Origin of the sequence: Metapseudomonas phytobenefica, assembly GCF_043392685.1 — a bacterium.
Taxonomy (GTDB): Bacteria; Pseudomonadota; Gammaproteobacteria; order Pseudomonadales; family Pseudomonadaceae; genus Metapseudomonas.
The window spans coordinates 164858-176462 of sequence record NZ_JBHZGM010000001.1 but is presented as its reverse complement, the minus strand read 5'-3'; the positions used below and the strand labels follow the sequence as shown (position 1 = coordinate 176462).

11 protein-coding genes are annotated in these 11605 nt (G+C 64.2%); 3 read left to right on the top strand and 8 right to left on the bottom strand.

Going from position 1 to position 11605, the window contains the following annotated elements; translation table 11 throughout:
- Positions 1–18: 18 nt before the first annotated feature.
- Complete coding sequence (locus ACFW0B_RS00815) at positions 19–1512, top strand: helicase HerA-like domain-containing protein (protein ID WP_449146062.1); 1494 nt, start codon at positions 19–21, stop codon at positions 1510–1512.
- Positions 1513–1819: 307 nt separating this feature from the next.
- Here ACFW0B_RS00815 and ACFW0B_RS00810 read toward each other — a convergent pair whose 3' ends face one another.
- The 8 genes from ACFW0B_RS00810 to ACFW0B_RS00775 all read right to left on the bottom strand — a co-directional run bounded on the left by ACFW0B_RS00810 (position 1820) and on the right by ACFW0B_RS00775 (position 10467).
- The gene (locus tag ACFW0B_RS00810) at positions 1820–3292 is read right to left on the bottom strand and encodes an inorganic phosphate transporter (protein ID WP_449146061.1); all 1473 of its coding nucleotides are present in this window, start codon (positions 3290–3292) and stop codon (positions 1820–1822) included.
- A 154-nt stretch (positions 3293–3446) separates the two neighbouring features.
- Positions 3447–3644 (bottom strand): hypothetical protein, encoded by a 198-nt coding sequence (locus tag ACFW0B_RS00805; RefSeq protein WP_151132120.1) that lies wholly within the window; start codon positions 3642–3644, stop codon positions 3447–3449.
- Positions 3645–3948: 304 nt separating this feature from the next.
- Positions 3949–5370, bottom strand: a complete 1422-nt coding sequence (mapR, locus tag ACFW0B_RS00800) for a GntR family transcriptional regulator MpaR (RefSeq protein WP_449146293.1) — start codon at positions 5368–5370, stop codon at positions 3949–3951.
- An 81-nt stretch (positions 5371–5451) separates the two neighbouring features.
- On the bottom strand, positions 5452–6867 hold the full coding sequence (gene ccoG, locus ACFW0B_RS00795) for a cytochrome c oxidase accessory protein CcoG (protein WP_449146060.1): 1416 nt from the start codon (positions 6865–6867) through the stop codon (positions 5452–5454).
- A 238-nt stretch (positions 6868–7105) separates the two neighbouring features.
- Positions 7106–7279, bottom strand: coding sequence for a hypothetical protein (locus ACFW0B_RS00790; RefSeq protein WP_449146059.1), 174 nt, complete (start codon positions 7277–7279; stop codon positions 7106–7108).
- 82 nt (positions 7280–7361) lie between these two features.
- Complete coding sequence (nudE, locus tag ACFW0B_RS00785) at positions 7362–7907, bottom strand: ADP compounds hydrolase NudE (RefSeq protein ID WP_449146058.1); 546 nt, start codon at positions 7905–7907, stop codon at positions 7362–7364.
- Positions 7908–8178: 271 nt separating this feature from the next.
- Positions 8179–9309: a helix-turn-helix transcriptional regulator gene (locus tag ACFW0B_RS00780; RefSeq protein WP_449146057.1), complete on the bottom strand. Its 1131-nt coding sequence runs from the start codon at positions 9307–9309 to the stop codon at positions 8179–8181.
- A 111-nt stretch (positions 9310–9420) separates the two neighbouring features.
- Positions 9421–10467, bottom strand: coding sequence for a Rieske 2Fe-2S domain-containing protein (locus ACFW0B_RS00775; protein WP_449146056.1), 1047 nt, complete (start codon positions 10465–10467; stop codon positions 9421–9423).
- 180 nt (positions 10468–10647) lie between these two features.
- On the opposite strand from ACFW0B_RS00775, the gene ACFW0B_RS00770 reads away from it, so the two are divergent.
- A complete protein-coding gene (locus ACFW0B_RS00770) occupies positions 10648–10980 on the top strand; it encodes a hypothetical protein (RefSeq protein WP_151132125.1) in 333 nt (110 codons plus the stop codon).
- Positions 10970–11605: a Dabb family protein gene (locus ACFW0B_RS00765; RefSeq protein ID WP_151132126.1), complete on the top strand. Its 636-nt coding sequence runs from the start codon at positions 10970–10972 to the stop codon at positions 11603–11605. The genes ACFW0B_RS00770 and ACFW0B_RS00765 overlap by 11 nt, the downstream gene beginning before the upstream one ends.

Sequence of the window (11605 nt, the reverse complement as noted above, 5' to 3'; positions counted from 1 at the left end):
TAATTCGAGGAGTACAAAATGCCCGAACCCCGGTCCTTGACGCTTGGTGCCGATCCACAGGGCAACCCCGTCGCCCAGGCCATGAAACTGGCCAACCGCCACGGCCTGATCGCCGGCGCTACCGGTACCGGCAAGACGGTGACCCTGCAGCGCCTGGCGGAAGTCTTCAGCGATGCCGGCGTGGCGGTGTTCGCGGCGGACATCAAGGGTGACCTTTGCGGCCTTGGCGCGGCGGGAAATCCCCAGGGCAAGGTGGCCGAGCGCATCGCTTCCATGTCCTGGCTGGGTCACCGGCCCCAGGCCTACCCGGTCACCCTCTGGGATGTTGCCGGACAGACCGGTCATCCGCTGCGCACCACCCTCAGTGAAATGGGGCCGCTGCTGCTGGGCAACCTGCTGGAGCTGACCGACAGCCAGCAGGCCGCGCTCTATGCCGCCTTCCAGGTGGCCGATCGCGAAGGTCTGCTGCTGCTTGACCTGAAGGACCTCAAGGCGCTGCTCAACCACCTCAAGGATCATCCGGAACTGCTTGGAGAAGACCGCGCCCTGTTCGCCGGTGCCTCCGCGCAGGCCTTGCTGCGGCGCCTGGCCACCCTGGAGCAGCAGGGGGCCGAGTCGCTGTTCGGTGAGCCGGCCCTGCAACTGGAGGACATCCTCCAGCCCGATCGCGACGGCCGTGGCCGCATCCACCTGCTGGATGCCAGCCGCCTGGTCCATGAAGCGCCCAAGGTCTATGCCACTTTCCTGCTCTGGCTGCTGGCGGAACTCTTCGAACAACTGCCCGAACGCGGCGATGCCGACAAACCGGTGCTGGCACTGTTCTTCGACGAGGCGCACCTGCTCTTCAGCGATACGCCGAAGGCATTGCAGGAACGCCTGGAGCAGGTGGTGCGGTTGATCCGCTCCAAAGGGGTGGGTGTCTATTTCGTCACCCAGTCTCCCAGTGACCTGCCCGATGACGTGCTGGCCCAGCTTGGCTTGCGTATCCAGCACGGCCTGCGCGCGTTCACCGCCAAGGAGCAGAAGGCCCTGCGCGCGGTGGCCGACGGCTTCCGTCCCAATCCGGCATTCGACACCCTCACCGTGCTCACCGAATTGGGGATTGGCGAAGCCCTGGTGGGCACCCTGGAGGAAAAGGGCACACCGGCCATGGTCCAGCGCGTGGCCATCGCTCCGCCGCAATCGCGTATCGGCCCGCTGAACGACAGCGAACGCGCCGCGCTGGTGCGCAGCTCGCCCCAGGCCGGGCGTTACGACAAACCCATCGACCGTGAATCCGCCTATGAAATGCTCACGGCCCGAGCGGCCCAGGCACCGGTCGAAGAACCCGAGCCGAAGGGCGGCAAGGTCAAGACCAATCAGTCCGGTGTGGGCGACCTGGCCGGCGAACTGCTGGGCACCTTTGCCAGCCAGGCAGTGAAGACGGCGGTACGCCAGGCCGCCAACCAGCTTGGCCGGCAACTTGTGCGTGGATTGATGGGATCATTGCTGGGAGGCAGCAAACGCCGTTGAGGCGAGAGGTCGTTTCAATCGACGTGCAGGCCGAAGGTCAGCAACGAGAAAGGGCGCTTTGGGGCGCCCTTTTACTGTGCGGGTAGAACCTGTCTTGCGCAGGAGCGAACTCTGCTCGCGAATCGGGCAGGCACAATGTTTCGCAAGCAGTTCCGTAGCCCTGATGAAATCCGGGGAACGTCCCACCGCCGCTCCCGGATTTCATCCAGGCTACGATTTGCCTGTGCGATTCCAATCGCGAATGAATTCGCTCCCGCAGGAAACGAAAAAGGGCGCCCGAGAGCGCCCTTTTTCTTCCTCGTCCGAATCAGACGATGACGGTGATGGCCAGCCAGAAGAGGGCAGCGGACAGCACGATGGTGATGGGCAGGGTAAGTACCCAGGCCATCACGATGTTGCGCACGGTACCGCTCTGCAGGCCGCTCTTGTTGGCGACCATGGTGCCGGCGACGCCGGAGGACAGTACGTGGGTGGTGGACACCGGCAGGCTGTAGATGTTGGCCATGCCAATGGCGCAGGCGGCGGTGATCTGCGCGCTCATGCCCTGTGCGTAGGTCATGCCGTGCTTGCCGATTTTCTCGCCGACGGTGCGTACCACACGCTTCCAGCCGACCATGGTGCCGATGCCAAGCGCCAGGGCTACGGCCAGGATCACCCAGAACGGGGCGTATTCGGTGGTGGCGGTCAGGTCCTTGCGCAGCTTGTCGAGGTCGGCCTTCTCGCGGGCCGGCAGTCCGGCGAGCTTGCCTACCTTCTTCGCGGTGTCGTCCAGGCAGAGCAGGTAGCGGCGGGATTCGATGCGGCGCTCTTCGCTCAGGTCGTTGTAGTTGGAGACGCCGTCGAGGGTCTTCAGCAGGGCGGCGATGGTCGGCTCGGTCTGCTTCGGATCGCAGCGATAGAGTTCCGGCATGTCGCTGCCATTGCTCTTGCCCAGGGCCAGCATCTCGCCAAGGGTGTCGGTGTGGCGCTGGTAGAACTGGCTCAGGTGGATCGCGGCATCACGGGTACGCTCGATCTGGTAGGTGGTGCTGTTGAGGTCCAGTACGAACTTGGCCGGAACGATACCGATCAGCACCAGCATGATCAGGCCGATGCCTTTCTGACCGTCGTTGGAGCCGTGCACGAAGCTCACGGCCATGGCGGAAAGCACCAGCACGAGGCGGTTCCAGAAGGGCGGATGTTTCTTCTCGTCCAGCTCCTTGCGGGTTTCCGGGGTCTTGTGCATCTTCGACAGCGGATACATCCACTTCAGGCCGAGCAGCACCAGGGCCGCGACCAGGAAGCCGGCGGCCGGCGAGAAGATCAGCGACAGGCCGATGTCGATGGCCTTGCCCCAGTTCACACCTTCGGCCAGCGGCACGTTGGTGATCAGGGCGTTGGCCAGGCCGACGCCGAGGATGGAGCCGATCAGGGTGTGGGAGCTGGAGGCCGGAATGCCGAAATACCAGGTACCCAGGTTCCAGGCGATGGCCGCAGTCAGCAGGCTGAACACCATGGCCAGGCCATGGCCGGTATTGACATTGATCAGCAGCTCCACCGGCAACAGGTGGACGATGGCGTACGCCACGCCGACGCCGCCCAGCAGCACGCCAAGGAAGTTGAAGATCCCCGAGAGGATCACTGCCCGGTAGGGCGACATGGCCTTGGTGTAGATGACGGTGGCCACCGCGTTGGCGGTGTCATGGAAGCCGTTGATGAACTCGAAGGTCAGGACGAATGCCAGGGCGAGACAGAGGCTCAGCACCAGCCAGGCATCTAGCCCGCTGAAGAGATCGAACATGAATGTTTTGTGACTGAGGTCATGAAGGGGCCGCGATTATGCCAGAAAACCGGTCGTCGCTCACTCCTCGACGCCGAGCGGTTTCCGACGTTCCCTACAGAAGTTGTCGCAGAACACTACGAGAGAATCTCCCCGCGGGCTGGACGACGATTTCTCAGGGTTCCTCTCGCAGCTCTTTCTCGATCTTTTCCAGCTCTCTTTCAAAGCTCTTGTCGAGCAGGCTGGGTTTTTTGCGCCAGGGCTTGCGTTCGGGGTCCCTTTGCGCGGCATAGGTAGTGATTTCGCCGCCGTATACGTCCTTGTAACGTTGCGCCTGGCGCTCGAGTTCGGCGCGCAGTTCGTCTTTCGTCACGTGCTTAATTCCGTCTTCTTGATCAATGGTCGTCAGCTGGATCGGGCGATCTAGAGGCCTTGGCCCCCTTGGCGTCGGTCGCCCGGTCGAGGCCGTCGCTGCGGCCTTCTTGTAGGACAAAGTTCAGTAATCGCAACAAAGTGGGACTTTCCTACGCACATCAGAAAGTCCCTGCGAAAATTCCGGGATAGGAAGTCGATTTCCCTGAAAACCCCGAGAGAACATCGCGAAGTATAACAAGGAATCGAGAAAGCTCCATTACGGAGAGTTCCCAAGGGTGCGAGCGATATCTACTTTTCGAATGTCAGGAGTTATCCAGAAGAGACCGGATAATTCTGCCAAGAGTTTCCATCGCCTGTTCGCTGGAGTTGCTCCAGGGATGACCGAAGTTGAGACGGGCACAATGGCCGAAACGCCGTGTCGCGGAAAAAATCGGCCCCGGAGCGATGCTGATGCCCTGCGCCAGGGCCAGTTGGAACAGGCGTAGCGAATCCACCTGCTCGGGAAATTCCAGCCAGAGGAAGTAGCCCCCTTCCGGGCGGCTGACGCGGGTCTCTTCGGGGAAGTGGCGCGCCACGGCGGCGAGCATGGCGTTGCGCTGACTCTCCAGGGCGTAGCGCAATTTACGCAGGTGACGATCGTAGCCGCCGTGTTGCAGGTAATCGGCAATCGCGGCCTGGGCCGGCACCGAGGCCGAGATGCTGGTCATCAGCTTCAGCCGCTCGATCTGCCCGGCGAAGCGCCCGCCGGCGACCCAGCCCACCCGGTAGCCAGGTGCCAGGCTCTTGGAGAAGGAGCTGCAGTGCATCACCAGGCCTTCGTTGTCGTAGGCCTTCACCGGTTTGGGAGCGTGCTGGCCGAAGTACAGCTCGGCGTAGACGTCGTCCTCGATCATCGGCACCTGGTGTCTGGCCAGCAGCGTGGCCAGTTGGCGCTTCTTGTCCTCCGAGAGACTCGCTCCCAGCGGATTCTGGAAGTTGCTCATGAACCAGCAGGCCTTGATCGGCAGGCGCTCCAGGCTGTCTTCCAGCACCTGCAGGTCGATGCCGTCGCGCGGGTGCAGCGGAATCTCCACCGCTTTGAGCTTCAGGCGTTCGAGTACCTGCAGGCTGGCATAGAAGGCCGGCGCTTCGATGGCCACCAGGTCGCCGGGGCGGGTAACCACCTGCAGGCAGAGGTTGAGGGCTTCCAGGGCGCCGTTGCAGATCACCAGCTCCTCGATGGGCAGAGGCAGGCCGCCGACCATGTAGCGCAAGGCGATCTGCCGGCGCAGGGCATGGTTGCCCGGTGTCATGTCGGCCACAGTGGAGCGCGGGTCCATCTCCCGGACCGCATGGGCCATGGAGCGCGCCAGGCGCTGCAGGGGAAAGAGTTCCGGGCTGGGAAAGGCCGAGCCGAAGGGCACTGTGTCCGGGTCCTTGATGGAGCTCAGCACCGAGAACACCAGTTCGCTGACATCCACCTCGGTGGTGGCCGCTTCCCGTGGCCCCGGCCGGGGTTCGGGCAGGGGGCGGCGCACGTGTTCGCAGACGAAGTAGCCGGAGCGCGCGCGGGCGATGATCAGTCCGCGGCTTTCCAGCAGGTAATAAGCCTGGAACACGGTGGAAGCGCTGACGCCGTAGGTGCGGCTGGCGTGCCGCACCGAGGGCACCTTCTGCCCCGGGGCCAGCACCCCGGTGCGGATCAGTTCGGCGATCTCGTCGGCGAATTTCTCGTAGCGCTTCATCTTTTCCTGGCTGGGCAGCGGCAAGGCAGTGCCCAACTCTAAGCGCTCGGCGCGAACGCCGCCATGGTTCCGGCCCATGCTTCAGCGCCTCGGGCTGACGAAGGTGCTGCCGGCGCTGACCGCGGTTTCCGGCTCATTCAGGCTGCGCACCACGAAGCGCAGTGGGCGGGAGCTGGCGGGGCCTTCGTCGTCGATGAGTGCCACCGAGACCGGCAGCGAGAGGATCTCGCCAGCGCCGATGCTGACCTCGTGCTCGCCCTGCAAGCGGAAGCCGGGGGCTTCCTCCAACTCCACCACGTAACGCTGGTCGCGCTGGGTCTTGTTGATCAGCTTGAGGTTGTAGATGTTCTCGATCTCGCCGGCGGCGTTCTCGCGGAACATGCCACGGTCCTTGATCACGTCCACCGACAGCTGCGGACGGGTGGCGCCCAGCCAGGCCAGGGCGACGATCATCAGCACCAGGGCGATGGCGTAGCCGATCAGTCGCGGGCGCAGCAGATGGGTCTTGCCGCCTTCCAGTGCGCGCTCCGAGCTGTAGCCCACCAGGCCACGGGCGTAGCCCATGCGGTCCATGATCGAGTCACAGGCGTCGATGCAGGCGGCGCAGCCGATGCAGGCGATCTGCAGGCCATCGCGGATGTCGATGCCGGTGGGGCAGACCTGCACGCACATCTGGCAGTCGATGCAGTCGCCCAGGCCCTGGGCCTTCGGGTCACTGCCCTTCTTGCGCGGGCCGCGGGACTCGCCGCGGCGCGGGTCGTAGGAGACGATCAGGGTGTCCTTGTCGAACATCACGCTCTGGAAGCGGGCATAGGGGCACATGTGGATGCACACCTGCTCGCGCATCCAGCCTGCATTTATATAGGTGGCCGCGGCGAAGAAGATCACCCAGAACAATGCAGTGCCGCCGATTTCCCAGGTGACCAGGTTCGCCACCAGGTCACGCACCGGGGTGAAGTAGCCGACGAAGGTGATCGCCGTGGCCAGGCTGATGGTCAGCCAGAGGGCATGCTTGGCGGAACGGCGCAGCAGCTTGTTGGCGCTCCAGGGCGCGGCCGCCAGCTTGATGCGCTGGTTGCGGTCGCCTTCGGTGAGCTGCTCGCACCACATGAACATCCAGGTCCAGACGCTCTGCGGGCAGGTGTAGCCGCACCAGACGCGGCCAGCGAACACCGTGATGAAGAATAGGCCGAAGGCGCAGATGATCAGCAGCCCCGAGAGCAGGATGAAGTCCTGGGGCCAGAAGGTGGCGCCGAAGATGTAGAACTTGCTCTCTTCCAGGCTCCAGAGCACCGCCTGGCGACCGTCCCAGTCGAGCCAGAGGGTGCCGAAGAAGAGCAGACAGAGAAGGCCCGCACCGAAGCGGCGCAGGTCGCGGAAGAGGCCGGTGAAGCGGCGGGTGTGGATGGGGCCGCTGGAGGCGGAAAGGGGTTTGCTGGCAATGGGGGGCAGGGCGGGGGTGACCTCGATGACCTGCGCCGGAATTCTCTCGCTCATGATCAGTGCCCATCAGGCTGTTACGGCGAGGCGGACTATAGGAAGGCACTGATGGGCAAAACAGATTCAGATCAGACGGCAAAAACCATATCAGATGAGCCTGGGCCAGGCGCCAGGCCGCAACGCGCGTGGCATGGGCACCGTGTGCGGGGGCCATGACAGCTGTGCGGCATCCGGTCGCGGGCCGTCGGGCGAGACAAGCGGCGCTGATCCGCCCAGACGCGCGGCAGAACGGTCATCAGCGCAACATCGATCCTATGCTGGCAACCGGGATGACGCAGGTGGGGTACGCGGATGGGCAGTACTGGGTTGCAGCCAGGGGCTGCGGCAGCGGGCGCATCAGCACTGCGGTGTAGGCAGCGCCAAAGGCGCAGATGGCGATGGAGAGACAGAGCTTTTTTCTTATTGTCATGGTCATTCCTCTACAAGGGAGGGACATCTTCTTGTGAGGCAAGACTAGGAAGGGCTGCGACAAGCTGCCTCGTCCAAATGGACTAGATCCGGGACGATCTGCTGAGCGCCATGAACAGCGCGGCAATGGCACGCGCTTCCTGCAGCTCTCCCGACGCCACCAGGGCCGGCAGCTGTGACAGGGCTACCTGCAAGACCTCCAGGGGTTCCGGCTCATCGCCCGTGGCGGTGCAGGGTTGCAGGTCTTCGGCCAGAACCACGCGGCAGCTGTGGCACAGGTGGCCGGGCGCCAGGGTCAGCACGCCCAGTTCACGAAGGCGTCCGGCGCGCAGGCCGACTTCCTCCATCAGTTCGCGATTGGCCGCCTGCAGCGTGGTCTCCCCGGGTTCTACCCCGCCCTTGGGCAGGCCCAGCACCCGCTGCTCCACGCCGACGGCATACTCGCGCACCAGCAGGACCTGCTGTGGATCGACCAGGGCCACCACCAGCACCGACTCATAGCCGGAGCCGCGCAGTCGCTCGTAAACCCGCTGCTGGCCGTTGGCGAACTCCAGGTGCAGGGCTTCGATCTGGAACCAGTCGCTCCTGGCGCGCAGTTCGGTCTTGAGGATGGTGGGCAGGCTGCGCATGGCGGGCTCCCGTGGCGGTTGGGCAAGAGGGTCGCGCGCAACGGGACCTGGGGCATCGTCTGGATGGACTACGTCAAGCGACTGCGGGAGACATTGTAGGAGCCAGCTTGCTGGCGAAAGGTGCGGGCGCGATTCGCGAGCAAGCTCGCTCCTACAGGATGGTGGCGGAGAGTAGCCCGTATACAATCCGGGGAGATCCAGCAACCGCTGGTGCGGCTGTAGGAGTCAGCTTGCTGACGAAAGGTGCGGGCGCGGTTCGTGAGCAGACCGCTCAACCCAACGTCGCCACGCTGCGCAGGATCAGCCGCACCAGCATGGTCTGCCGCGTCACACCGGTCTTGGAGAAGGTCGAACGCAGGTGGGCCCGTGCGGTGTTGCGGCTGATGCCCAGGGCGTCGGAGGCTTCGTCCAGGGTCAGGCCGTTGGCCAGCAGCATCGCCAGCTGGGCCTCGGCCGGGGTCAGGTCGAACAGCGCCTTGACGATTTCCTGGGGCGCGCTGGATTCCTGCTCCGGGTCGCTGATGAAAATCACCACCGATGGGCATTGCTTGCCCTCGTTCCAGGCCGACAAGGGCACCGATCGCACGATGATGCCCAGGTCCGCCTTGCCGGACGGGCGCTGCACCCGCAGGGCTTCCACCACCGAAGGCTGGTTGTTCTTCTGGGATTGCAGGGCCTGCTTGACCAGTCGGCGGAACTCCTGGGTATCCCGTGGGTTACCCACTTGCAGGCCATCGTTGACCAGCTTCAGCCCGTCCTTGTCCTGCAGCAGGCGCTCGGCCACGCGGTTGGTCTGTAGCACCTTGCCATCCTCGTCGAGGATGATGGTGCCCACAGCCAACTGGTCCACCGCACCGGCGTAGAGGTTACGCTCGGTCTCGATGCGGTTCAGCTGCATGTGGATCTTGATGGAGCGTTCCAGGTGCGGGATGAACTGCGCCACCAGCGCCTTGTCGTCCTCGGTGAACTCCGGGTCCTCGCGGCCACGGCTGACGCGGATGCGGCACTGGGCGCCGTCGTTGGTGCGGATGTCCGCGCCGAGGATGTGGAACACCCCCACTGGCTCCAGGAAGCTCTTGAAGAAGTCCGACTCTTCCCACTCCGTACGCGAGAGGAACTCGCTATTGGTGACCACTTGCCGGTTGGGCAGGTCGACGAAGGGGTCGAGGGCGAAGAAGTGCCTGTTGTAGGACGCTGTGACCTCGGAGGAGCTGCCTGTGGTGTTGACCATCAGGCCTTCGGATTGCTCGCTCGGTGGCCGCAGGATGAAGGTGACGTATTTGCTTTGCAGGTACTGCTTCAACTGGTTGAGAAAGCTAGCCCAGGGGGTGTCTTCCAGTGGCCCCTGATAGAGGTTGCCGAGCATCCCGCTGAACTCTTCGTGCGTGAGTTTATGTGCCATGTCTGAACCGCTTTTTATTTTTTTAGAATGCTACTTACAGACTTACGGGACGTTTCATCAAGTCCGGTCGTCTTCCGCTGATCGGCAGACGACCGGACCTGTAGGCGGCGTTCAGGCCGTTTCGGTGACGTCCAGTACTACGAAGGTGCGGGGTTCGGCGATGCCGGAGGGCAGGTCGGCGATGTCGGTGTAGAACTGCTCGTACCACTTGCGCAGCTGGTAGACCGGACCGTCGCCGTCGCACAGCAACGGGTTGTCGACACGGGTCTTGCTGTGCCAGATGGCCACGTCCTCGTAGAAGGCGTCCTGGGCCTGCTTCACGTAGACCCGGGCCATCTCGCGGTTCTGCTCGTCGGTCAGGCCCGGCACCTTCTTCACCAGTACGCCGTAGCGCAGGGTGAAGCTGTTGAGGTCGATGGGCACGTGGCAGTTGAGCAGGATCGAGTGGATCGGCACGCCGCCCATGGCACCGGTCATTTCGGTGATCTGGTAGGCCGGGCCGTAGTAGGTGGCCACTGTGGTCAGCTCGTCATCGCCGGACAGCCGCGCGCTCTTGCCACGCATCACCTGCACGGCCTTGTGGCCCTCGAAGGTATTGCTGAAGTGGTTGAGGCCGGTGCCGTGTACCGAATCGAAATGCGCCATGTCCGAGACGTTGTCGATCAGCTCGCGGCAGTTTGTGTCGATCTTCAGTTCGGCCACTTCCCATTCCGCCCACTCGTCGCTGAAACAGGCATCGATACGCGGAATGGCCTGCTCCTCGATCGGCGGGTTGCCTTCCGGGTCGTTCCAGACGAACAGCAGCTTGTTCTGCTCGGAAACCGGCCAGGACTTGATCTTCGCCCGCGGCGGAATGCGCTTGGCGTAGGGAATGTCGTCGCAGATGCCGTCGGCGCGCCAGCGCCATTCGTGGAAGGGGCAGCGGATCGCGTCGCCCTCGACGCAACCCTGGCTCAGGTCGGCCCCCATGTGCGGGCAGTAGCCATCGAGGATGCGGATCTGCCCGTCCTCTCCGGCGAAGGCCACCAGGCGGGTGCCGAATACATCCAGTCGGTGGGCCTTGCCGTCACGGTACTGGCTGGCCAGGCCCAGGCAGTGCCAGCCACGCGCGTAACGGGGCTCCAGCTGCTTGGCTTCGATGCGGTGCAGGGTACTCATCTTGTTCTTCTCCCATCGGGGTTCTGGAGGGCTGCATCCGATTCAGGCAGACCGTTGCAGCGCGTGCACCGACCGGATTCTGCGGTGCCAGCATTTCCCGGCATCGTCTGATCGGACGATGGCCCCGGCTGGCGCCACGGTTCTACTGCGCGGAAGAACAACAAAAGGGAGCGCCCAAGGGTGATCCACATACTCGATGAGATTCCGCTCGCCCCCGCGCGCCTTGCGCCGGTGCTGGAGGCCCTGGACCAGCTTTACCTGCCGGCTTGCGCCGCCCGTGGCCTGACCCTGGAGCGGCGCTGGGTGTCGCCACCCGTGGAGATTCCCGGACAGGTGAACACCCTCTGGCTGCTCTGGCAGGTGGCCGACGTCTGGGCCTACTACGCCATGCGCAGTGGTGCGGGCGAGGAAGTCCGCGCCTTCTGGGACCAGGTGGAATCGCACGGCGAAGGCCGTCGCCGTCACGTGCTCGGCCCGGCAGGGCTGCCACTGGAGGCGCCCCATGTGGAGTGAAACCCTGCAACTGACGCTGTCCGCCGATAGCGATCCTTCCGTCCTGGACTCTCTGCTGCGTGAGCGCCTGCAGGCACTGCCCGACCTGCTGTACCTGGGGTTCGGCCAGAACCTGCCGGGCAGTTGGGGCGCCGCCGATTGCACCCTCGACCTGCTGTTTGCGGAGTCGCCCCCTGTCGCCCTGGACGACATCCTCAGCCACCTGCCGGGCATCGCCGGATTCCAGCGCATCCCGTACCAGCGCATCGGTGGCGGGCTCAGAGAACCGGCCCTGACCGGCGGTGCCTGGCGCACGCTGCTGCTGCGGGTACGCCCGCAGGCAATGGAGCAGCGCGCAGCACTGGAGCAGGACCTTCTGCGGATGCCCGGCTACATGCCGGGCATCCGCAACTGGCAATTGTCGCGGGTGACGTCCCCGTCGCCCTGGACTCACGTCTGGCAGCAGGAGTTCGCCCGGGTCGAGGACCTGCTGGGCGAATACCTCAGCCATCCCTATCACTGGGCCTGGGTGGACCGCTGGTTCGACCCCGATTGCCCGGACTGGGCGGTGGACGCCATCGCCCATGCCTTCTGTCCCTTCCAGCAGAGCCTGCTGGCTCGGGCCGCCGAATTCTCAGAAAGCTGA